At 54.9% G+C, this 21,540-nt stretch carries 20 protein-coding genes and 1 pseudogene; 11 read left to right on the top strand and 10 right to left on the bottom strand.

Annotated elements, in window-relative coordinates:
• Window positions 1-191, top strand: a 191-nt coding sequence (locus RHK62_RS03170) for a transposase (RefSeq protein ID WP_310453261.1), incomplete at its 5' end; no start/stop codon positions are given.
• A 199-nt stretch (window positions 192-390) separates the two neighbouring features.
• Window positions 391-702 (top strand): annotated as a pseudogene (locus RHK62_RS03175) (transposase); the annotation flags it as partial.
• On the opposite strand, the gene mreD reads toward RHK62_RS03175, so the two are convergent.
• The 5 genes from mreD to RHK62_RS03200 all read right to left on the bottom strand — a co-directional run bounded on the left by mreD (window position 654) and on the right by RHK62_RS03200 (window position 3,823).
• Entirely contained in the window at window positions 654-1,181 is a 528-nt protein-coding gene (mreD, locus tag RHK62_RS03180) for a rod shape-determining protein MreD (protein ID WP_310437856.1), read from the bottom strand. The pseudogene RHK62_RS03175 and the gene mreD overlap by 49 nt on opposite strands.
• The gene (gene mreC, locus RHK62_RS03185) at window positions 1,147-1,911 is read right to left on the bottom strand and encodes a rod shape-determining protein MreC (protein ID WP_302676619.1); all 765 of its coding nucleotides are present in this window, start codon (window positions 1,909-1,911) and stop codon (window positions 1,147-1,149) included. The genes mreD and mreC overlap by 35 nt, the downstream gene beginning before the upstream one ends.
• A gap of 12 nt (window positions 1,912-1,923) precedes the next feature.
• Window positions 1,924-2,964, bottom strand: coding sequence for a rod shape-determining protein (locus tag RHK62_RS03190; RefSeq protein WP_302679000.1), 1,041 nt, complete (start codon window positions 2,962-2,964; stop codon window positions 1,924-1,926).
• A 188-nt stretch (window positions 2,965-3,152) separates the two neighbouring features.
• Window positions 3,153-3,512 carry a YtxH domain-containing protein gene (locus RHK62_RS03195; RefSeq protein WP_206201310.1) on the bottom strand — a complete coding sequence of 120 codons (360 nt, stop codon included), beginning with the start codon at window positions 3,510-3,512 and terminating at the stop codon, window positions 3,153-3,155.
• Window positions 3,509-3,823 carry a hypothetical protein gene (locus RHK62_RS03200; RefSeq protein WP_302676622.1) on the bottom strand — a complete coding sequence of 105 codons (315 nt, stop codon included), beginning with the start codon at window positions 3,821-3,823 and terminating at the stop codon, window positions 3,509-3,511. Before RHK62_RS03200 ends, RHK62_RS03195 begins: the two co-directional genes overlap by 4 nt.
• A 232-nt stretch (window positions 3,824-4,055) precedes the next feature.
• On the opposite strand from RHK62_RS03200, the gene RHK62_RS03205 reads away from it, so the two are divergent.
• The 4 genes from RHK62_RS03205 to RHK62_RS03220 are packed head-to-tail and all read left to right on the top strand — an operon-like array spanning window position 4,056 to window position 7,802.
• Window positions 4,056-6,164 (top strand): transglycosylase SLT domain-containing protein, encoded by a 2,109-nt coding sequence (locus RHK62_RS03205; RefSeq protein WP_302678999.1) that lies wholly within the window; start codon window positions 4,056-4,058, stop codon window positions 6,162-6,164.
• 41 nt (window positions 6,165-6,205) lie between these two features.
• Window positions 6,206-6,928, top strand: coding sequence for a M15 family metallopeptidase (locus RHK62_RS03210; RefSeq protein WP_302678998.1), 723 nt, complete (start codon window positions 6,206-6,208; stop codon window positions 6,926-6,928).
• Window positions 6,925-7,629 (top strand): 3-oxoacyl-ACP reductase FabG, encoded by a 705-nt coding sequence (gene fabG / locus RHK62_RS03215; protein ID WP_206201306.1) that lies wholly within the window; start codon window positions 6,925-6,927, stop codon window positions 7,627-7,629. The genes RHK62_RS03210 and fabG overlap by 4 nt, the downstream gene beginning before the upstream one ends.
• Window positions 7,630-7,640: 11 nt before the next feature.
• Window positions 7,641-7,802, top strand: a complete 162-nt coding sequence (locus RHK62_RS03220) for a hypothetical protein (RefSeq protein ID WP_190278145.1) — start codon at window positions 7,641-7,643, stop codon at window positions 7,800-7,802.
• Here the strand turns inward: RHK62_RS03220 and RHK62_RS03225 are convergent.
• The 4 genes from RHK62_RS03225 to RHK62_RS03240 are packed head-to-tail and all read right to left on the bottom strand — an operon-like array spanning window position 7,789 to window position 12,990.
• Entirely contained in the window at window positions 7,789-8,988 is a 1,200-nt protein-coding gene (locus RHK62_RS03225; protein WP_206201305.1) for an LL-diaminopimelate aminotransferase, read from the bottom strand. The genes RHK62_RS03220 and RHK62_RS03225 overlap by 14 nt on opposite strands.
• On the bottom strand, window positions 8,985-10,370 hold the full coding sequence (gene ftsY / locus RHK62_RS03230; RefSeq protein WP_206201304.1) for a signal recognition particle-docking protein FtsY: 1,386 nt from the start codon (window positions 10,368-10,370) through the stop codon (window positions 8,985-8,987). The genes RHK62_RS03225 and ftsY overlap by 4 nt, the downstream gene beginning before the upstream one ends.
• Window positions 10,371-10,398: 28 nt before the next feature.
• Window positions 10,399-11,259, bottom strand: a complete 861-nt coding sequence (locus tag RHK62_RS03235) for a 3'(2'),5'-bisphosphate nucleotidase CysQ (protein ID WP_310453262.1) — start codon at window positions 11,257-11,259, stop codon at window positions 10,399-10,401.
• Complete coding sequence (locus tag RHK62_RS03240; protein ID WP_302678996.1) at window positions 11,260-12,990, bottom strand: ABC transporter ATP-binding protein; 1,731 nt, start codon at window positions 12,988-12,990, stop codon at window positions 11,260-11,262. It abuts the gene before it with no gap.
• Between the two features lie 57 nt (window positions 12,991-13,047).
• Here RHK62_RS03240 and RHK62_RS03245 point away from each other — a divergent pair, with 57 nt between their 5' ends.
• On the top strand, window positions 13,048-14,310 hold the full coding sequence (locus RHK62_RS03245; protein ID WP_206201301.1) for a PAS domain-containing sensor histidine kinase: 1,263 nt from the start codon (window positions 13,048-13,050) through the stop codon (window positions 14,308-14,310).
• Here the strand turns inward: RHK62_RS03245 and RHK62_RS03250 are convergent.
• The gene (locus RHK62_RS03250) at window positions 14,305-16,623 is read right to left on the bottom strand and encodes a diguanylate cyclase domain-containing protein (RefSeq protein ID WP_310453263.1); all 2,319 of its coding nucleotides are present in this window, start codon (window positions 16,621-16,623) and stop codon (window positions 14,305-14,307) included. The genes RHK62_RS03245 and RHK62_RS03250 overlap by 6 nt on opposite strands.
• 443 nt (window positions 16,624-17,066) lie before the next feature.
• On the opposite strand from RHK62_RS03250, the gene RHK62_RS03255 reads away from it, so the two are divergent.
• The 4 genes from RHK62_RS03255 to RHK62_RS03270 all read left to right on the top strand — a co-directional run bounded on the left by RHK62_RS03255 (window position 17,067) and on the right by RHK62_RS03270 (window position 21,517).
• Window positions 17,067-18,938 carry a serine/threonine-protein phosphatase gene (locus tag RHK62_RS03255; RefSeq protein WP_310453264.1) on the top strand — a complete coding sequence of 624 codons (1,872 nt, stop codon included), beginning with the start codon at window positions 17,067-17,069 and terminating at the stop codon, window positions 18,936-18,938.
• Window positions 18,938-20,002, top strand: a complete 1,065-nt coding sequence (queA, locus tag RHK62_RS03260; RefSeq protein WP_206201298.1) for a tRNA preQ1(34) S-adenosylmethionine ribosyltransferase-isomerase QueA — start codon at window positions 18,938-18,940, stop codon at window positions 20,000-20,002. The genes RHK62_RS03255 and queA overlap by 1 nt, the downstream gene beginning before the upstream one ends.
• A gap of 444 nt (window positions 20,003-20,446) precedes the next feature.
• Window positions 20,447-20,644 carry a hypothetical protein gene (locus tag RHK62_RS03265; protein ID WP_206201297.1) on the top strand — a complete coding sequence of 66 codons (198 nt, stop codon included), beginning with the start codon at window positions 20,447-20,449 and terminating at the stop codon, window positions 20,642-20,644.
• Between the two features lie 60 nt (window positions 20,645-20,704).
• Window positions 20,705-21,517, top strand: a complete 813-nt coding sequence (locus RHK62_RS03270) for a carbon-nitrogen hydrolase family protein (protein ID WP_302676632.1) — start codon at window positions 20,705-20,707, stop codon at window positions 21,515-21,517.
• Window positions 21,518-21,540: the final 23 nt, after the last annotated feature.

Genomic DNA, 21,540 nt, shown 5'->3' on the forward strand with positions numbered 1-21,540 from the left:
CACCGATTCATCCAAAAGGGGCGATTCAGGCAGTGGTGAAAGCGGCGGGTCACGAGGTGTTATTTTTACCGAAATACTCTCCTGATTTGAATGTGATTGAGCACGACTTTAGTGCGCTGAAGCGAGCGCGGATGTATGCAGGGTCAAACAGTTCGATTGATGAGGTGATTCGCAAGTATTGTGCTGGATGATATCTCATTCCTTATTGGAATAGCTATACAACTTCAGTTGAATTTCATCAAAACCACCATTCAGTGACCTTCATAAACGCTCAGAACGCCGACTGTCCGAGTGGGGATACTGCAACAGACGAATGCCAGAGCAGCAGAAAGCGTGAAGCCAACGGTAGAAGCACTCGGAGACTGGGGATTTTGCTGATTCCACGCGGCGGGCAGCCGTCTACGAGCAGAGTTAGAGACCCTATTAAGTGAGGGATTTGCAGGGGTACTCGTCTCGGATGACTTCAGCGTGTATAACGGTGATGAGGTGAAAGGGCAACAGAAATGTCTGGCGCATCTGAGGCGAAGTTCAAAAGGTGGGCAAGCTCAAACAGGGGCATCGAATGGGCATTCGGCTTTATGGGTGAAGTGCAAGCAGCGATTGAGTAGTGGCTGCCGCAAGTTGGGCATGAGGCGGGTTTATTGTTGCGCTCTCTACTCCTGCTGTCGCAACCACGTCCACCAGCGATTCAGGGGGGCATAGAGCAAGGGTGCCCAAAGACTACTCATAATGGCTGAACTAAGCGCGACTTGCCGATGGTGCTGCCAAATCTCCTCGAGGGGAAAGCTACTGCCAAGGCTCATTTGCATTGCCATGACCGTTTGCTGAAGAATGGCCATTGCAAAGGTAATCAAAGCAACCGAAATAAAATCCTCAGAAACAAAGCGCTGCTTTTGCATCAGGGCGGTCAGCCCTCCCACCAAAGCTAAGCTGACTGCGTGGCTAGGATGAGCACTGACCAAGCCATCTTGAATCCAGCCAAGGGCAATACCCGCCAGTACCCCTTGCCACCACGATCGCTTGACACTCCACACCACCACCCAGATTAAAAACCAGTCGGGCACCAATAGATGCAGGTTGGGTAAGTGAATAAAGCTCAGCAGGGCACAGAGTCCCACAGAGCTAATAATAATCAACCAGTTGAGGCTAGTTCGGCGTAAACGTGTCTGTCGGTTCAGCATAGGGAATGACGGTGACCCACTCAAGGCGATCAATCGGTGCGCCCAGAATAACAGTGGCATGGGGGCGGGTGGGATCGCTCAGTTCTACCGATTGCACCTCACCAATGGGAATGCCCGCTGGATAGAGACTACTCAAGGCTGAGGTATAGAGGACATCCTTGGGCTGTACCTTCGGGTCTTTCTCTAAAAACTCGACAATCACCTGCTGGTTGAGTTGTCCCCGCAGAATCCCCATCTGCCGCGTCCGACCCACCACAACCCCCACTCGACTGGCGGGATCCGTGAGCAACATCACCCGACTGGTATTGGGGGTAATGCTGGTAATGCGCCCGACAAGGCCACCGTTGCCCACCACGACTGAACCGATGGTGAGACCCTGACGACTGCCTTCCCCCAAGAGGAGCGATCGCCACCACTGATCGGAACTGCGACCAATCACCGGCACAACGCGGCCATTGAAATTGGCCAGCATCGGTGCATTCAGCATTTGCCGCAACCGCTGGTTTTCCGCTTGGACGGCGGCCAGTTGCTGCTCCAGTTGCCACGTACGGGCTTGAATCAAGGCTTGCTGATCGTCCACTGTGCCTTGAAAGGGCAAACTAAGAAGGCGGTACAGTTCACGAATCGCTGCCCCATTGGTCTCACGCAAAATCCAAGCACTTGTGAGTACCAAAGCAACAAGGACTAAGCCACCTGCATATCGTCCCCACCAGCGCAGCAGAAAAGCCATAGCTGCTGATCCTTAACCAATCACTGCCGATTGTGTGGAAAAGACACGAGCGAGGTCTTTGAAGTTTTCCAGTACCCGACCGGTACCCATGACCACACACCGCAGGGGATCCGCTGCTACATGAACGACAATGCCCGTTTCATGGCTAATCAGAGTATCGAGACCCCGTAGCAGAGCACCGCCGCCAGCCAGCATAATCCCGCGATCCACAATGTCTGCGGCTAGTTCTGGGGGCGTCCGCTCAAGGGTACGCTTGATGGCTTCAATAATCGCCGAGAGGGGCTCGGCCATGCTTTCGCGAATTTCTTCTGCTTTGACCGTAACTGTGCGTGGTAGGCCAGAGAGTTGGTGCAGTCCGCGCACTTCCATGGCTTCGGAGTCATAGCTGTCATTGGGGTAGGCAGAGCCAATGCGAATCTTGATCTCCTCAGCCGTGCGTTCACCAATAATCAGGTTGTGTACTTTTTTCAAATACTGGACGATCGCCTCAGAAATTTCATCGCCAGCAACGCGGACGGATTCACTCAAAACGGTGCCCTGCAAACTGAGAACCGCCACTTCAGTCGTGCCACCACCAATGTCCACAATCATGTTGCCCGTCGGTTCTTCCACGGGTAAACCCGCACCAAAGGCGGCGGCAACGGGTTCATCAATCAAATACACTTCCCGCGCCCCAGCACCCCGCGCAGCATCCTCAATGGCACGGCGTTCGACACCGGTCACGCCACTAGGAATCCCAATCACCACACGGGGGGCAAACAAATTCTTACCGCCGTGCACTTGGCGCATAAAGTGCTTGAGCATCAGTTCCGCACGTTCAAAATCCGCAATCACACCATCCCGCAGAGGACGCACGGCCACCACATTGCCCGGTGTCCGCCCCAGCATTCGCTTTGCCTCAACGCCAACGGCAAGGGGTTGTTTGGTATTTTGGTCAATAGCAACAACAGAGGGTTCCTCTAAAACCACCCCCCGCCCAGACACATAAACTAGGGTGTTGGCTGTGCCCAAGTCAATGCCGATGTCTCGTGATAGCCGACTAAATACTCCCACGATGGTGTACCCCTTCTTTGAATCCTGTTGGTTGTAACAGTGCTGTTACCAAAAAACGTGATGGCAAGATTGTATTACGTTTTGTTTGGAAAATCTCGGTGGGTTCTCCCTCGGTCGAGATTGTTTGATAAAGGGATAACTCCTCATTATCTTGGCTCATGATTTCTTGACTCATGACCCACCGCAGGCTATTGATTGACAGCATCCTCTTCGTCAGGGTCACTCAAGGCCATGCCATTGGCTTCGCGCCGCAGGGTTTGCCGCTGCTGCTGCGTGACTTCGATACCGACGGCGATCGCTTCCTTGAGCCGTTCTAAGGTGGCTTGCCAGCGTTCTTGGGTGGTTTCTGAGAGGCGATCGCGATGTTGCTCAAAACTCGCAGTAATGTCTTCGAGCAGTTCGGGCAGGGCATCAGCGGATTTGCGCAGGAGTTGTCGGGTTTCCTTGCCAGAGCGGGGAGCCATCAACAGCCCCACGACTGTCCCGATCGCGCTCCCTAGGAGCAGTCCCCCCCAAAAAGCACCACCGCCACCCTGTTGCTGACTCATCGCTTTCTCCTTTGCAGGCGGATACCATGTCGCCCTATCCAGCTTATCAAGGTTAAAAACAGACGAACATTGCGCTGTTGCCGCCGCCATTTGGGCAATTGCGATCGCAAGCCCGACACCCCCCGCTGGCCAATGATAATCACCTCAGGGGCACCGCCTAAGACCCCGTGGGTACTCCGCTCCGCATCTAGTAGCGCACGGGACACCCCCCGCAGAATCTGGCGCAGCTTGACCAACTGCCATGCCAACCACAGGGCAATTAGCGCAATCAGGCAATTGCAGCCAATCACAATCCAGACCATTCGTGGCATAGGGGGCATCGAAGTTTACGATTGTTGGTTTATCTTTTCATAGATTGCCATAGTGGAGGGCGATGTGCGGGTGAGGTCGTTAATTCGATTTCCTTCAGCGCGATCGCCCCTCGCTAGCACCCAGTTGCCACTGCTGCATCCAAGACCGCCACATACTTAATAAGAATAGGGTTGTACTCCCTAGTTTACTGTGGAGATTGGAGAGCGGGGTTGCTGGCTGGAATTGCAAATTATGGTTAAATCACTCCCAAAACGAAAGCAGCGGCGAGGCATACGGCCTTGGCTGGTGTCGCTGTTGTTGGCGGCACTGATGGTTGGCGGTGGGCTGTTCAGTTGGTACCATTGGCGATCGCCTTCGCCCCTTTACACGCTGACTGTTGAAGCGCCGCCCCAAAGTCCGCAAGAGTTAAAGCAATGGGCAGAGTCTGCGGATCCCCTCAAGCGCGATCGCGCCCGCTATCTTTTGGCCGTAGAAAGCCTGAGTCAACAGCAACCCCAAGCTGCCCTGCAGTGGCTCCAAGATCTTGAGCAGACTTACCGTCCCATGGCCGCACCCATTCTCCTGCTGCGAGCGGAGGCCTATCGGCAACGGGGAGATAACCGCAAGGCGAAGGAAACGTGGGAACAGTTGCTACGGGAGTATGGCAGTGAACCTGAAGCGGCAGTGGCACTCCTGAGCCTCAATCAACCGCAAAAGGCGATCGAACGCTTTCCACAGCATCCTGCCGTCGTCAACTATGTGGCGCAACAGTTAGAGAAAAATCCCGATCAAGTGCCCTACCTGAAGCTGGTGGCACGCCACGGCCTCTTTCTTAAGGCATACGGCACCTACCTTGAAATTTTGCGGCAGCGCTACGCCGATCAACTGACGCCCGCCGATTGGGAAGCGATCGCCTTTGGCTATTGGGAGAAAATGCAGTATGCTCGGGCAGCAGCGGCCTATGCCAAGGCACCACCAACCCCCTTGAATCTCTATCGGGTGGGCCGGGGACGCCAATTGAGTGAGGACACCTCTGGGGCGATCGCCGCCTATCAAGCCCTGATCAACCGCTTTCCCCAAAGTTCCGAAGCAGCCCTTGCCCAACTGCGCCTTGCCCGTTTAGTCAAAACACCGGCGGAGCGTCTCCCTTTGCTGGCCAAGTGTCTTCAGTTAGCGAGGCAAAATCAAGCACCCGCGATCGCTGCCGATGCCCTTCTGGCACAGTACCAAGCTCATCAGGAACTAGGCAACACCAAGGGGGCACAACAAAGCCAACAACAACTCTTCAAGACCTATCCCCAAAGCAGCGCCGCAGCGGAACTGCGCTGGCAACTGGCCCAAGGGGCTGCCCAAAAACGGCAGTGGTCTCAGGCACAACAGTGGGTTAGCGAAATTCTCAAATTGAACCCTGAGAGTGAGCTGGCACCGCGAGCCGCCTTTTGGCAAGGAAAATGGCAAGGGGAAGCAGGACAACCCCAAGGGCAACGCCAAACTTGGCAACTGGTCATAGAGCGCTATCCCCACACCTACTATGCTTGGCGAGCCGCCAGTCTGCTCAAGAAACCCGTGGGCACCTTTACAACCCTGCGACAACAGCGACCCTCAGTGGCGAGCGATCGCAAGCCCCTCCTTCCCTTGGCCACGGGGAGTGCCACCCTACGCGAACTGTACCTGCTGCGGCAATTTCAGGAGGCTTGGCAGCGCTGGCAGTGGGAATTCCACAATCGGGTGACACCGACAGCGGCAGAACAACTCACTGATGGCCTGATTCGCCTTGGCGTTGGGGAATACCTCGATGGCATCTTTATGCTGCAAAACTTGTTTACGCGCTCAGCCAGTGAACCGGAGGTGGCAACGTTCTTTGCGCCCATTCGCCGCGATGTCCGCTTCTGGTATGCCCTTTACCCCCTGCCCTACTGGGAATTAGTGGAAAAGTGGTCCCTAGCTCGCAACTTAAATCCTCTATTGGTGATGGCCTTGATTCGCCAAGAATCTCGCTTTGAAAAGCAGATCCGCTCAGTGGTGGGGGCAACGGGGTTGATGCAGTTGATGCCAGAGACGGCTGCTTGGATTGCCGAAAAGTTGAACCTAGAGAGCTATTCCCTTGTGGATCCAGAGGACAATATCCGCTTGGGCACATGGTACGTTGACTACACCCACAATCAGTACAATCAAAACACGCTCTTAGCCTTGGCCAGTTACAATGCCGGGCCGGGAAATGTCAATCAGTGGTTGCAGCGTTTTGATATGACCGATAGCGATCGCTTTGTGGAATCGATTCCCTTTCCTGAGACCTATGGCTATGTCAAGAGTGTCTTGGAGAACTACTGGAACTACTGGCAACTGTATGCCCAGCCCTAGGAAAAATCGTCTATTCTCATAAAAAGGCACGGGACTGCGTCATGGATCAAGATATTCCTGTTGCGGAGCGGCTACAACCAATCACTCAGGGCAAAGTAGAACCTCGGCGAGGGGGGTGGGCGATCGCCAGCACCCTTGTCCTTGTGGGCCTAATGGGCGTGGGAGCTGTGTGGTTCCTCAATCGTCCCACGGAATCGCCAACGGCTACGGAAACGGAGCCAACGCTAACGCCAACAGAAAATCTGCTGGGACATCTGCCCTATGAAGAGGCGCCCCTCTCAGAACTTGAACCGGTGAGTGCCGATGGCCAAATTAAATTACGGCGAGCCGCAGCAGAACGGTTCCGGGCGATGGTCGCCGCTGCGCAGCAGGAGGGGGTGGTGTTGATGCCCCTCTCTGGATTTCGCTCCAAACAGGATCAGGACTATCTTTTTTTTGAGGTCAAGGAGCAACGGGCACAACGGGCAAGTGAGCGGGCATTGGTGAGTGCGCCCCCCGGCTATAGCGAACACCATACGGGCTATGCCATTGATATTGGCGATGGCGCCCGACCAGACACCCATCTCAAGGAGACTTTTGAGGACACCCCCGCCTTTCGCTGGCTGGAAAAAAATGCAGCGCGTTTTAGCTTTGAACTGTCCTTTCCCCGTCATAACCCGCAGGGGGTGAGTTATGAGCCTTGGCACTGGCGATTCGTTGGCGATCGCCACAGTTTGCAAACCTTCTACAGAGCACGACAACTCACACCGAGGGATCAGCCATGAGGGGATTTGCCCATCGCGCGGTTTTAGTGACAGGCGGCACAGGCGGACTCGGTCAAGGGGTAGTGCCGGTTCTCCTCAGTCAAGGCTATACGCTGACGGTGCCCTACATTGATGCGGCTGCCCGAGACGCCCTCGAAAAGCAATTGGCGGCAGCGGAGTTGGCCAACGTGCGGTTTGTGGCAGCGGATTTGAACAATGAAAGTGAAGTGGCCGCTCTCGTGGAGCGCATGCCGCAATTGGATGCCGTGGTTCACCTTGTCGGTGGCTTTAGCATGGGCGCAACGGCACAATTTGCCCTCAGTGATTGGCAGCAGAGTTTTCGCCTCAATGTCGAGACCACCTTCTTGGTTTGTAAGCACGCCCTCAAACGTATGCAGACTCAGCAATATGGGCGCATTGTCACCATTGGCTCACGGGGTGCCGTTGAACCAGCGGCTGAACTGGCTGCCTATTGTGCTGCTAAAGCCGCAGTCGTGGCCTTCACGCGGGCGATCGCTGCCGAAACCAAAGGCAAAAACATTACCGCCAATGTCATCCTTCCCAGCATTATCGATACCCCTGCCAATCGGGCAGCGATGGGCGAAGCGCAAGCGGTCAATTGGGTGAGTCCTCGGGCGATCGGTGACCTGATTGCCTATCTCATTTCCGAGGGAGCGGCTGCGATCAGTGGTGCCGTGATTCCCATCTATGGCAATGCCTAGAGCGAGTTGCCATGTTCTTTATCATTTTGCTCATTCTTCTTTGTACGGTCACCCATCTCTTTACGGAGGTGCTAGTTTTAACTCCCCTAGAGGTGTTGCGCTCCATTCATATTCCTGCAATTGTCCTTTGGGGCGGCCTGATCCTACTCTTGGCATGGATCATGGGCGATTAGCGCCCGACACCTGAACGACCGTTTGGCTAAATTCGGCAATTTGGGCAGCCGCCACTTCTAAACAGGGGCGATCGCGCACGAGGGCAAAGCGCACATACCCCTCTCCCCCTTGACCAAAGCCAGAGCCTGGAGCGGCGGCAATCCCTGTTGCCTTAACAAGGGCTTGGCAAAATCCCAGGGAATCCCGCTGCCAAGGGTCAGGGAGTTTTGCCCACACGTACATTGTCGCTGGCGGGAGGGGCACCGGCCAGCCATGGTCGCAAAGCGCTTGGACAAAGGTATCACGCCGCTGGCGAAAGATCTGCCGCGTTTGCTGGACACAGGTTTGATCTCCCGTGAGGGCGGCAATCGCACCCCGCAGGATGCCAGCGTATTGGTTAAAATCAATCACCGATTTAATTTGGCGCAGGGCAGCAATAATGTCGGCACGGCCAATGGCAAAGCCAATGCGAAACCCACCCATGTTGTAGGACTTAGACAGGCTATAGAATTCAATGCCCACTTGGCGATCGCGATCCACTTCAAAGATCGAGGGTGCCCGCTCCGCATCAAAGACGAGATCAATGTAGGGAAAATCATGCACCAGTAAAATCCCGTGGCGATCGCAAAACTCAACTGCTGTCTTGAAAAAGTCCAAGGGCGCAACCGCCGTGGTGGGATTGTGGGGATAGCTGAGAATGAGAAGTTTGGCCTGCTCTCGCACCGGCAACGGAATGGCCTCTAAATCCGGCAAAAAGTGATTTTCTGCCCGCAAGCGCAAGGGATACAGTTGTCCCCCCGCAAGATACACCCCCCCCGCATGGGAGGGATACCCCGGATCAAGCACTAGCGCATACTCTTGGGGATTCATCACTGCAAGGGGCAAGTGCGCCGTCCCCTCCTGTGAACCAATCAGCGTCAGCACTTCCCGCTCGGGATCTACCCTGAGGCCAAAGCGGCGTTCAAACCAAGTGGCCACTGCCTGTCGAAAGGCCGCTGTACTGGCAAAGAGTTGATAGCCGTAGGTACTGGCATCACGCACGGAAGCTTCAATGGCTGCAAGAATATGATCCGCTACCGGTAGATCTGCAGACCCCAAGGAGAGATCAACAATTGGCTGTCCCGTGGCCGCCACCGCCGCCTTCGCCCGATCCATGGCGTCAAAGACATTGCCTTGGAAATACCGCAGGCGATCGGCCAGCTTCATGCTGCCACCTCCACCTCACTGGAGAGCAAGGCCTCGACAAATTCAAAACTGGAAAAGGGGCGCAGATCCTTAATGCCCTCGCCCGCACCAATGAAGCGAATCGGTAGTCCCAATTCCTGCACTACCGCCAAGGCCACTCCCCCTTTGGCCGTCCCGTCCAGCTTGGTTAAGATCACGCCAGTGAGTTGCGCCGCTTCTGCAAACACCTGTGCTTGGCGCAAGCCATTTTGGCCGAGGGTGGCATCGAGAACCAGTAGCGATTCAATTTGAGCATCACCCGCTTTTTTATCAATGATGCGACGGATTTTCTTGAGTTCCTCCATCAGGTTGGCCTTGTTTTGCAAGCGGCCAGCGGTATCCACTAGCAGCAATTCTGTGCCTCGGGCTTGGGCAGCGCCAATGGCATCAAAGACCACAGCAGCAGGATCGGTATTTTTGCCGGGGTTGGCAATCACCTCGACATCGGAGCGCTGTCCCCAAATTTTCACCTGCTCCGTGGCGGCTGCCCGAAAGGTATCTGCCGCTGCAATCAGACAGCGATAGCCTGACTGGGTGGCAATGTGGGCCAGTTTACCAATGGTGGTGGTTTTACCAACGCCGTTGACACCGGCAATCAACCAGATATTCAGCGTGCCTTTTTTCGGAGCAAAGTCGCGGCGGTAGCCGGCTTCAAAGGGGCGATCGAGAATGTCCCGCAGAATTTCCTTCAGGTAGGCGATCGCCTGATCGGCAGGGAGTGTTTCTTGGCGAATTTTTGTTTGCAGCGCCGCAATAATCTGATCCGTGGCCTTGACCCCCACATCCGACTGCAACAGCAGCATCTCAATTTCTTCGACGGCATCCCGACTTAAGGGGCCTTGGCCGACGATCGCCCGCAGTTGATGTACTAGGCCACGACGGGTTTTGCCCAGACCTTGGCGCAGACGTTGCAACCAAGTAATTTCCTCAATATCCACCTCCTCTGGGCGCCGGCCTTGGGCGGCAAGCACCTCCGCCGACCACAAAAAGCCCTCATCAAGGACAAGGGAGGAGTCTGGTTCTACCGACTCAGCTTCCACAACGGGCTGGACAGGGGCAGGTTCAGCAACAGCGGTCTCTTCAGACTCGATAGAGACGGGAACGGGGGCATCATCGGCAGGCGGTGTTTCTTGAGTTTCTTCAGCGGTTTCAATGGTTTCAATCGTCGCGGCACTCTCCGATTGCTGTCGCGCTTGAATCGACTGGAGTGCCGTTTTTGCCCAGTTGAGGATGCCGGGGGAAGCAGTGGATTCAGTTGTAGATTGCGGGGATTCTGCGGATGGCGCTGCCGTTGGGGTTTCTGCAGGGGGCGATGGCTCCTCACCACTGCCACCAAACTTGCGTCGAAACCAATTAAAAACCATGGCCTATCCTCTGTGCGACTGAACTTGCCTATTTCCCAGAATAGCCTTGATTTTCGTGTAAAAAGGCTTGCAGGCGATCGCCCACCGTGCGACTCAAAGCTGGATGACACACCACTAGGGGCGGCCAATGCTGCACATCGGCGCGATTGTAGCGGGGCAACTCACCATTGGCATAGGTAAAGGCTCCCCCCGCCTCCTGCATGATCAAATCCGGTGCCGCTAAATCCCAGTCCTTCGGGGCACTGCGCCCTGTGAGATTGACGTACAGATCTGCATCCCCTTGGCAAATACTCGCCGTTTTACAGCCCATACTCCCCATCGGAATTTGCTGTACGCATCCTAGGGTTCTTAAAAAGGCCTGTAGGCGCTCTCCGCCGTGGCTCCGACTCATCACCACCCGCAACGACTGCCCCTCAGTGGGGGGTTGTACCCGCAGTCGCGTCGTACCTTGGCGCGTCTCTCGATAGGCACCTGCGCCGGCAATGGCAGTGTAGATCACCTCCTGCTCTGGCCAGACGACAGCGGCTAAACAAGGGCGATGTTCATGGACAAGGGCAACGTGAATCGCATACTCCCCCGTTTGCTGCAAAAAGTCGTAGGTGCCATCGAGGGGGTCAATGATCCACTGGTAGGGCTGGGGCAAGGGCTGCCCTGGGGTGTAGGTCTCTTCGGTTAAATAACCAAACTGCGTCGGCGGAAAATGAGCTTGGAGGGCGTGGCGCAAAAAGCAATCAACCGTTTCATCGGCAAGGGTGACAGGATCACCGCCTTTGTCCTGCACCGTTAGATCCTGCACCTGACGGTAAAACTGGCGCAGTTGCTCAAGGGCTTGCCAAAGAAGCGGGCGCAGGGTGGCAAGGGTATTCTCAAGATCAAGGGCGGGGGACATCTAGGCTGCCTCAAGGGAAAGACCACGGGGAATCGCGGCAATTAGCGTGCGAGTATAGTCGTGCTGTGGCTGTTGGTAAACGGTTTCCGCGTCACCCATTTCCACAATTTCGCCATTGTACATAACCATGAGGCGATCGCTCATGAATTTCACCACACTGAGATCGTGGGAAATGAAGAGGTAGGTCAGTTGAAACTCCCGCTGGAGTTCTTTGAGCAAATTCAGGACTTGCGCCTGCACCGACACATCCAAGGCCGACACTGACTCATCACAAACGACAAACTCAGGATTCAAGGCCAAGGCACGGGCAATACAAATTCGCTGCCGCTGCCCCCCGGAAAATTCATGGGGATAGCGATTCTGGGCTTGGGGGTCAATGCCCACCCGTTCAAGGAGATAGGCCACCCGCTCTTGGTGTTGCCGTCGCGACTGATGACGGCGGTGAATCCGCAGGGGTTCTGCCACCAACTCGCCAATGGTCATGCGGGGATCTAGGGAACTATAGGGGTCTTGGAAAATGAGTTGCATCCGTTGCCGCAGGGGACGCAATTGGCGAGGCGATAAATGGCTGATGTCGCGATCGCCAAAGATAATTTTTCCCTGTGCGGGTTCTAGGAGGCGCAAGAGGGTCCGTCCCAGTGTTGTTTTGCCACAGCCCGATTCCCCCACCAAGCCAAGGGTCTCCCCGGCGCGAATCGTAAACGAGACATCCCTGACGGCAGTGACAAAGCGCTGCTTGCCCGCCACGGGATACTTGACCCAGAGATGTTCAACCCGCACCAAGGGGGGTTGGCTCGCCAAATGCGCCAAGCGTTCCTGCTGCTGCGCTGCGGAAATCACTTCTAATCGCGGGGGCGTGGCCGCTAGAAAATCCGCCACTGTTGGCAGAATCGCCAGACGCTGATCCAAGCGGGGACGACAAGCCAGTAGCCCCTTGGTATACGGATGTTGGGGGTGACGAAAGACCTGCTGAACTGTCCCCGATTCAACAATTTGCCCTTGGTACATGACAACGACCTGATCCGCCAATTCCGCAATCAGATTCAAATCATGGCTGACAAAAATCAATGAGAGAGGGTACTGCTGCTGCAACTCCCGCAACAGCCGTAGGATCGCCGCTTGGACAGTGACATCGAGGGCAGTGGTGGGTTCATCGGCAATTAAAAGCGCTGGCGAAGCGGCCATGGCCATGGCAATCATGACCCGCTGAATTTGTCCCCCAGAGAGTTGGTGCGGATAGCGACGGAGAAACCGCTTTTTCTCCTCCAGGGGGGCTGCCGCTTTGAGAAGATGCACCTGCTCAAGGAGAGCGATCGCCCGCTGTTGACATTGCCCTTGGGGCAGTCGTTGCTGCGGATCAATGGCCTCTGCCAGTTGAAAGCCAATGGAATAGACCGGATTGAGAGAACTCATCGGTTCTTGGAAGACCATACTGATTTGGCGACCCCGAATCTGTTGCATTTGGCGGGGGGGGCAGCGCAGCAAGTCAATGGCCTCCCCCTCTGGCTCTGGCTGAAACCACGCTTCGCCGTGGCTGATCTGTCCCGGCGGCAGGAGTAACTGCAAAAGTGCCAAACAGGTCACCGACTTCCCTGACCCCGACTCACCCACAATGCCAAGGGTCTGACCCCGCTCCAAGCGAAAGGAAATGCCATCCACTGCCCGTAGGGTTTGATCGGCTTGGCGAAAGTCAACGGTAAGTGCTTCCACACGCAAAAGGGGTGATGACATCACAGGGCAAACCAACTCGGAATAATCCTAGAATAGAGGCGATTCTGACACTTAGGCATGGAGTTGATCTTTTTTGGGGTTGGCCTGCTGTTGGGGCTAATGGTCTGGTTCTGGCAGTGGCAGCAAGTGCGACACGCTTTGGAGACGCTCCTTGAGCAGTACGCGGCTCGCCCCTTCAAATCCTCACCGTGGCAACGCTTGCGAACCCTACTCAGCCAACAGCTTCAGGAACAAGAACGCTGCCGTCAGAAAATGCTGCGCTGTCAAACGCTCCTTGAATATGCCCCCATTGCCTATTTGGAGGTGGATGAGGCCAATTGCGTGGTCTGCTGTAACGAAGCGGCGCGATCGCTCCTTGGTTTGGTGCATCCCGAAGGCCGCCTTGTTTTGGAACTGGTGCGCTCCTATGAATTGGACTGTCTCATCCAAGAGGTGCGCCAAGAGGAAACGATGCGGGAGCAGGAATGGCTCTATGCCTACCTCACACCGACGGGGCAAACCAAGCGCAAACCCCTGCGGGCACGGGGACTCTGCCTTGGCGAGGGGCATGTGGGTGTATTTATTGAGGACTGCGAAGAGGTGGTGCGGCTGCGGGATGAGCGCGATCGCTGGGCAGCGGATGTCGCCCATGAACTGAAAACCCCCTTGACCTCCCTGCGCTTGGTGACTGAAACCCTACAACAACGGGTGCCGGAGTCCTTACGGGATTGGGTCGATCGCCTCCTTGAGGAAATTATTCGCCTCAGCCTCCTTGTTCAAGAACTCCTAGAGTTAAACCGCCTGAGTCACACTCCCGCCGATAGCCTTGAGCGGCATCCCCTTGACCTTGTCCAACTCATTGATACTGCGTGGCAATCCCTCGCCCCCCTCGCTGCGGCTAAAAACATTCACCACGAGTACACAGGCCCAGAGCAATTTTCCTACTGCGGCAATGAATCGCAACTGTTTCGGCTCCTGGTCAATCTTTACGACAACGCCATTAAATACGGCCCTGTGGGTGGTCAAGTGCTGACGCGGCTGCTGAGCGATCGCGAGGGGGGCTATCTGTGTCTCGAAGTCATTGATACGGGCAGTGGCTTTCCCCCCAAGGACTTACCCTATGTGTTTGAACGCTTTTATCGGGCACAGGCACGGCGGCATCGCTTTGTGATTCCTACGGATAGTGAAGGACGGATGCCCCCCGTCGGTAGTGGTAGTGGCCTAGGATTAGCCATTGCTCGCCAAATTGTTGAATGCCATGGCGGCTATATGCAGGCGGCGAATCATCCCGACTATGGCGGCGCATGGCTGCGTATTTATCTGCCTCTGACTTCGCTATAGTTCCTTGGCGACCCAGCGATCGCGCCCAAGGGTCTTCGCCTCGTAGAGACACTGATCCGCCAGATGCAACAACATGGCTGGCTCATGCTCTGGAGTGGGCAGCGTCGTTGCAATCCCAAAGCTGGCCGTTAGCTTTGGCCCAACGGTACTTTTAGCATGGGTGATATTAGCCTCCGCCAGCGCTGCCTGAATCTTCTCAACAATATGGATAGCTCCCCTTTGGTCGGTACTGGGCAGCAAGAGGGCAAACTCTTCCCCACCAAAGCGCGCGGCCAAATCCCCTGCCCGCTGCAGATGGCTTTCTAAAATTTCTGCTACCTGCTTGAGAATTTGATCGCCCTGCAAATGGCCGTAGTGATCGTTGTAGGCTTTGAAGCAATCAATATCCAGCATCACTAAACTTAACGGTTGTTGCTCCCGTTGACAGCGCCGCCATTCCTTTGCAAAGAGTTCATCAAAGCAGCGGCGATTGCCAATATCCGTTAGACTGTCAATGTACACCATCTGCTGCAGATTGGCATTGGCGGCTTCCAATGCGGCATACATCTCCGCCTGCTGCAGTGCCACTGTTAGGGGTTCAGCAATCCGTTGCAGTAGGAACAACTCCTCCCGCTGCCAGAGGCGAGGGCCACGACACTGGTGGGCAATTAGGAGTCCCCACAGGTTATGCCCTTGCAGCAGGGGCACTACTAGATTCGCCTGAACTTGCAAGCTACTTAGGAGCTCACGATAGCAATCCTGTAATTGCGCTTGATTGACATCGCTAATGGTCACAGTGCGCCCTTCCAGAAACCGCTGCGCTGTCTCTTTACTAAAACAGGGATCGTGAATCACTTGACCTAGGATTGAATACTGCGGCGAGGTGGTGGCTTCCACTTCCACAACGCCACTGCCATCGGCTAAAAAGCGGTAAATCAGTACGCGATCGCTCAGAAGCAGTTGTTGAATACTGGTGACTGCCCGCTGCAAAATGTCCTCTAAGCGAATCGACTGGCGAATGTCCTGAATGATTGTGCTGACAATCATTTCCCGCTCTAGGGCAGTTTTTAGCCGCTCTTCTGTGCGCTGTTGCTCCGACACATCTAACAGCACCCCATGGAGCATGTGACTCTGGGGATCTAGCTGCCCGCGATCGCTCAACCAGCGGAAACAACCATCGCGGTGTTGAATGCGATAGGTGGTACTGTAGGCACGCTGCTGCCGAATTGCCTGTTCAATATCCCGTTCCGCCAAGGCCAAATCCGGCGCTGGGATAATCTGGCGCAGATCCGGTAAATCTTGGGGAAAGTAACCCGTGAGGTGATAAATCTGATCGCTAACATAGCTAAACCGCCACAGGCGATCGCGATCGCGCCGATAGATCGCAACGGGCAAATGACTAATCAGAGTGTTATAGCGCTGTTCGCTCTCCGTAATCGCCACCGTAATCGCCTGTTGCCGTGACAGTTGCCAGCGCAGTTCCGCCGTGGCCTTATTGAGCTCTTGGGTTAGCACCTGAATCACCCCTTGAGCTTCCGTAATGTCAATGGCCGCCAAAAGATTACTTTGGGTCACAATCCCCACCATTTGACCATCATCGTCCACAACCACCACCCGCCGCACTTGGTGCTCCTTGAGGAAATGATTCACCTGCCACAAACTTTGATTGGGCTTCACGGTCAGCACGGGCTGAGACATAATACTGCCAACGGTTCCTGTGAGCACTCCCCCTTGGCCCTGCAGTGCCTCAAAAATATCCTTTTCCGTAATAATGCCGCGCGGCAGCACACCCGAGGCGGATGTCTCAGGAACCACTAAACTGGTGACCCCCCGTTCGGTCATCAGGACAGCGGCCTCCTGTAGCGAAGCTTCCGCTGCAATGGTGGCCACATCGGGTACCATCACCTCCGCCACCCGTTTAATTCGCAGGAGATCCACAGGGCGCAGGCTCTCCCGAAAGGCTTGGCGGGTCAGCAGTCCTTCAACCCGTCCCGATTCATTGACCACGGCAAGGGCATCCACGCCCAAGTAGCGAAAACGCCCTAAAATCGCCAGTGGATCATCCAGATCACTGAGGCGCAGGCAATAATCCGATGGCAGCATGATCTGGGCAGCCGTGATCGCCTGTGGCGAGTAACCCTTACCAAGGGCACGGATCACTTCCCGTTGGGTGATCAAGCCCCGAAACTGTCCCTGCTCTTCGACGACTAAACCCAATCCTTGGTTGCTTTGTAATCCTTGGAGAATCTCATTGAAGGAGCCCCTTGGAGCGATCGTCACTAACTGAGCCTGTACCAAGGCTTGCAAATTTAAGCCTGAATTCAATTGCTCCATAGTGCCCCTCTTTCGCCAAAATATACTGTTAAAGTGATGTCTAAAGTTGCGTCTACCGTTTTTAATTGTTCTGATAAATAAAAATAACACTTACAAAAGTTTGTATCACTAATTGTGATCCTTTTTACCGCGGATTAATTATTCTAATTCTATCTTGATAGTTCGTGGCAACATCAGGGATGTTGACAGGGCTGAATAAGCCCTTGTCTAAAATATGGGATGTGAGTCTCTTCTGTAGGGGCTTTCACCGTTTTGAGTGTGTTCGCTCCATCGCCAAAGAGCTGTCACTGGGATATTCCGCTGTTGCCGGAGAAAAGCTAGGATAGGGAATTGAATGTATTCTATTCGCTGCTGCTATGGACTAGCGAATTACTGGATCAGAGACGTTGTGCGTACCTGCTGCGGGTGATTGTGACTGCGGCAGCCCCCTCAGGATTGAAGCGATGAATCCACTTGCACCTAATCTCATTTGCCCAGAGTGTGGCACTGCAAATTCCATTCACCAAGTTGAGTGTTGCCACTGTCAGGTGCCACTCCTGAAACGCTACTTGTGGGCGATCGGTTCTGGTTTGGATCCCTACAGGGTGGGTGAACTGTTGGGCGATCGCTATCTAGTGCAAGGCAAACACTTGCTCTTAGACCTATTGCCGGGGGAGCCAGCGCCCAGTGTGGACAACACCTCCCAGCTCTACCGTCCCTATCTGCGCCTCTTTCCCAAGCGTCCCCATGTCCCGGAATTATTTGGCGCCCTTTCCCTCCCTGAAGGTGAACTGTTGCTCCTTGAGCATGCCCCCGTCAGTTGCATTGACATTGCCGATGCCAAAATTGCCCCCGGTCTCACCCATGCTGCTCCCCTCACCACCATCTGGGAGAAAGCCAATTTAGTGCGCCGCCTCAACTGGTTATGGCAAATCATCTCCCTTTGGCCAGCCTTGGTGGCAGAAAATGTGGCTCTCACACTGCTCAATCCCCAGCTTTTGCGAGCCGAGGGATCCCTTGTGCGGCTGCTGCAACTGCAAGCAGGCCATAATCCCACCTTGGCTGACCTTGGCAAATTCTGGCAAACCCATTTCAGCTTTGCTGATCAAGGGGAAAACTTTCAGCAGGCCTTCACGATCCTGTGTCAACACATGCAGGATCCTCAGCAAACCACCCCTGAATCTATTCGCGCAACCCTAGAGACGCTGTTTCAACAGGCCCTCGATCACCTTGGTTATGAGTACCACTACGATATTGCTAGCCGCTCCGACCAAGGGCCTAGTCGGACACGCAATGAGGACAAGTGTTTTCCAGAGCGGGATCTCACGAGCCAATCACAGGTGTTCGCCCTCGTGTGTGATGGCGTCGGGGGGCATGAAGGGGGCGATGTCGCTTCCGGTTTGGCCATTGACATTCTTGAGGAGACGCTAACCCCCCTCAAGCTGCTGGAGATGTCCCCTGCTACAGTTGAACAGGCGATTCAAACCGCTATTCGCCGCACCAATGATGCAATCAATCAACGCAATGATACGGAGCAGCGCCACGAACGCCAGCGCATGGGAACCACAGTTGTCGGTGCCCTGATTGAACACGCCCATCTTTACCTTGCCCACATTGGCGATAGCCGCGCCTACTGGATCAACCGCTGGGGCTGCTACCAGCTCACCCTCGATGACGATGTGGCCAGCCGTGATGTGCGCTTGGGGATGAGTACCTACCATCAAGCCCTTGAGCTGCCCTATGGTGGTTCCTTGGTGCAAGCGTTGGGGATGGCACCCTCCCAGCATCTGCACCCCACAGTAGAACGCTTTTTACTGGATGAAGAGGGAATTCTTTTGCTGTGTTCCGACGGCCTCAGTGATTTTAATCGTGTCGAAACCTACTGGCCACAGTACCTCCTGCCTGTGCTCCAAGGTCAGCTTGCCCTCACTGCTGCGGCCGAACAACTCATTGATCTTGCCAATCGCCTCAATGGCCATGACAATGTGACGGTGGTGCTCATTCACTGTCGGGTGAAGAATGCAGCGGGTGTCATTGACTTGGACTACAGCGATATTGTTTGTCAAGGGGAGTTGCCAGAGGTGACAGACATTACAATGGGCTACGTCCCCCCACCCGATCCAGCGGATCTCGACCTGACGGTTTCCCAGATTGTGGAACCCCCTCAACCCCAACCTAAACCGCCGCCAGCCCAAAGGTCTCGTTTCCAAGCGTGGCTGCTACTGCTGGTGGCTGTGGGCGTTGCCACCGCTGCCCTTGGCTTTCTGGCTGTGATGACTTCTATGAATCGCTCTGTGGTAGAGCCATCCCCCTCACCGTTGACCCCACCCCAATAATGCCGAGTTCTGACGATTTTTCCCTCGACGCCTACGACTATCACCTGCCGCCGGAACGGATTGCCCAACAGCCCGTTTCTCCCCGCGATCATTCCCGCCTGATGGTGGTGGCACAGGAGACTGCTACCGATCACCACTTCTATGAGCTACCGCAACTGTTGCAACCGGGGGATTTGCTAATACTCAATGATACACGGGTGATTCCGGCACGGCTGAGGGGTCAAAAAGTGGGCGGCTCTGGCCGTACCGTTGAGGTGTTTCTTCTCGAAGAATTGAGCGATCGCCAGTGGCTAGCCCTTGTCAAACCGGGACGAAAATTGCGCCCTGGAGCCGTGATTCAAATCGGCACACTGCAAGCAACGGTACAGGCCATTGATGAGGAGACCCGAGGCCGGGTGATTGAATTTGACCTGCCGCCGGGCGATCGCCTGTGGTCCTATCTTGATCACCTAGGGGAAGTGCCCTTACCTCCCTACATTGACAACCCCATTGAAGATACTGAACAATACCAAACCGTCTATGCTCGCCGTCCCGGTGCTGTGGCTGCGCCAACCGCTGGCTTGCACTTTACCCCCGAACTCTTGAGTAAGTTGGCCTATCACGGCATTGATCATTGTTTTTTGACGCTCCACGTGGGCATTGGCACCTTTCGTCCTGTGGAGGCCAGCGATATTCGCCATCACCATCTCCACGAAGAATGGATTGAGGTACCAGCTGCTACCGTCGAGCGGATTCAGGCCGCCAAAGCTGACGGAGGACGGATTATTGCCGTCGGTACCACTGTTATTCGCTCCCTAGAAACGGCAGCCCAATCCGGCACCCTTCAGCCCTTTTGTGGCAAGAGTGATCTCTATATCTATCCGGGGTATCAGCCCAAGATAGTCGAGGGCTTCATTACCAACTTTCATCTGCCCCGCTCTAGTTTGATGATGCTCGTCAGTGCCTTTATTGGCCGCGAACGGTTGCTTCAGTTGTACCAACAGGCCATCGATCGCCAGTACCGCTTCTATTCCTTTGGCGATGCCATGCTCATTTTGCCCAGCGCTTGCCACAATACCGTTTGAGTGTGCTATCTTAAAGCCAGTTGTTTTGCAAACTACCGTTCAGGGAGAGGGAGGTGATGCCCATGGCAGATAGTAGTAAACGCTTGGGTCGTCGTTTTGGAGTAGCTCAGCTCTAGGGAAGAGTTGTTCTCCATCTGTTGATTTGAAATCACACCTAGGAGGCCACTTCTCCTAGCAGTTGATACCCACGATAACCACCAGACCGCTCCTAAGGCCCTCCTTGGGGGCGGATGGCTTTTTAGGGGCATGTTGGGGGCGTCTGAGCGATAGTGTAGTTTTGTGACTAGGCATTAAAAAACATTTCAGATGCTGGGTGGCGAATGGGGTAGCGATCTATAGTAGGGGCAACCGGAACATCGCCATTATTGGCCAGAGAAGACAAATTGAGAGTGGACAACGACTAATGATGGTGGACTCTGGAACTGTTGCGTTCTGAGAGCAGCCATGGCCGTTCAATTCCTACCCCAAAAAACACGGCAAAAAACGCCGCGCTTGCATCCCATTAGTGGTCCCAAGCTACTGCTAGTCGTGCTGTTGAACCTCTTTATTGCCGGCTATGTCTTTTGGGCATACCGCACTGCCCATGAGCATCAGCTCCCGACCCAACGCAATCCGATCTTCCGGAACCTGCGTTCTCGCTAGACTTGCCCTAGGCAGATTGCGACGATAGAATGAGAGGTTGCTGTCTTTTTTTCAATGGGCATGAAATCCTATCTCGCTGCCGCAGTACAAATGACGAGCCAACCGAATCTTGAGGCAAATCTGGCGCAGGCAGAAGAATTGATTGAATTGGCGGTGAGACGGGGAGCAGAACTCATTGGGTTGCCAGAAAACTTTTCTTTTCTCGGTGACGATCGCGAGAAGGTCGCCCAAGCGGCAACAATCGCTGAGCGGACTGAGGCTTTTTTGAAACGCATGGCGCAGCGATTTCAGATTACCTTAGTGGGGGGTGGCTACCCAGTACCAGCAACTGCAGGCAAAGTCTATAACACAGCAGTCCTCATTGGTCCTAACGGAGAAGAATTGAGCCGTTACCAAAAGGTGCATTTATTTGATGTCGATTTGCCCGATGGCAATATCTACCACGAATCGGGCACAGTGCTAGCGGGACGGCAGTTGCCCTCTGTCTATCCCAGTAAGGAACTGGGGAATATCGGCTTGTCGGTGTGCTACGACGTTCGCTTTCCAGAACTTTACCGCGCGCTCTCCCAAGCGGGGGCAACGGTGCTGTTTGTGCCGGCGGCCTTTACCGCCTTCACGGGTAAGGATCACTGGCAAGTTCTCCTGCAAGCGCGGGCGATTGAAAATACCTGCTACGTGATTGCACCGGCTCAGACGGGAATTCACTATGCGCGGCGGCAAACCCATGGCCATGCCATGATTGTGGATCCTTGGGGAACCATTTTGGCGGATGCCGGCGATCGCCCCGGCCTCGCCATTGCGGCCATTGAACCCAGCCGCCTCGAACAGGTGCGCCAGCAAATGCCCTGCCTGCAACATCGCGTCTTTTTCTAGGTTTTGGGCAAATTCTGCAATAA

It is taken from the genome of Thermosynechococcus sp. HY213, from assembly GCF_031460975.1.
GTDB lineage: Bacteria > Cyanobacteriota > Cyanobacteriia > Thermosynechococcales > Thermosynechococcaceae > Thermosynechococcus.

Excerpts from the sequence above, each read along its gene's own strand:
- RHK62_RS03220 (WP_190278145.1), top strand. The coding sequence starts at position 7,641 with ATGTTCTTTATCATTTTGCTCATTCTTCTTTGTACGGTCACCCATCTC.
- queA (WP_206201298.1), top strand. The coding sequence starts at position 18,938 with ATGCCGAGTTCTGACGATTTTTCCCTCGACGCCTACGACTATCACCTG.
- RHK62_RS03270 (WP_302676632.1), top strand. The coding sequence starts at position 20,705 with ATGAAATCCTATCTCGCTGCCGCAGTACAAATGACGAGCCAACCGAAT.
- mreC (WP_302676619.1), bottom strand. The coding sequence starts at position 1,911 with ATGGCTTTTCTGCTGCGCTGGTGGGGACGATATGCAGGTGGCTTAGTC.
- RHK62_RS03210 (WP_302678998.1), top strand. The coding sequence starts at position 6,206 with ATGGATCAAGATATTCCTGTTGCGGAGCGGCTACAACCAATCACTCAG.
- RHK62_RS03225 (WP_206201305.1), bottom strand. The coding sequence starts at position 8,988 with ATGAAGCTGGCCGATCGCCTGCGGTATTTCCAAGGCAATGTCTTTGAC.
- RHK62_RS03265 (WP_206201297.1), top strand. The coding sequence starts at position 20,447 with ATGGCCGTTCAATTCCTACCCCAAAAAACACGGCAAAAAACGCCGCGC.
- RHK62_RS03205 (WP_302678999.1), top strand. The coding sequence starts at position 4,056 with ATGGTTAAATCACTCCCAAAACGAAAGCAGCGGCGAGGCATACGGCCT.
- RHK62_RS03245 (WP_206201301.1), top strand. The coding sequence starts at position 13,048 with ATGGAGTTGATCTTTTTTGGGGTTGGCCTGCTGTTGGGGCTAATGGTC.
- RHK62_RS03200 (WP_302676622.1), bottom strand. The coding sequence starts at position 3,823 with ATGCCACGAATGGTCTGGATTGTGATTGGCTGCAATTGCCTGATTGCG.
- ftsY (WP_206201304.1), bottom strand. The coding sequence starts at position 10,370 with ATGGTTTTTAATTGGTTTCGACGCAAGTTTGGTGGCAGTGGTGAGGAG.
- RHK62_RS03235 (WP_310453262.1), bottom strand. The coding sequence starts at position 11,259 with ATGTCCCCCGCCCTTGATCTTGAGAATACCCTTGCCACCCTGCGCCCG.
- RHK62_RS03195 (WP_206201310.1), bottom strand. The coding sequence starts at position 3,512 with ATGAGTCAGCAACAGGGTGGCGGTGGTGCTTTTTGGGGGGGACTGCTC.
- RHK62_RS03255 (WP_310453264.1), top strand. The coding sequence starts at position 17,067 with ATGAATCCACTTGCACCTAATCTCATTTGCCCAGAGTGTGGCACTGCA.
- mreD (WP_310437856.1), bottom strand. The coding sequence starts at position 1,181 with ATGCTGAACCGACAGACACGTTTACGCCGAACTAGCCTCAACTGGTTG.
- fabG (WP_206201306.1), top strand. The coding sequence starts at position 6,925 with ATGAGGGGATTTGCCCATCGCGCGGTTTTAGTGACAGGCGGCACAGGC.
- RHK62_RS03250 (WP_310453263.1), bottom strand. The coding sequence starts at position 16,623 with ATGGAGCAATTGAATTCAGGCTTAAATTTGCAAGCCTTGGTACAGGCT.
- RHK62_RS03240 (WP_302678996.1), bottom strand. The coding sequence starts at position 12,990 with ATGTCATCACCCCTTTTGCGTGTGGAAGCACTTACCGTTGACTTTCGC.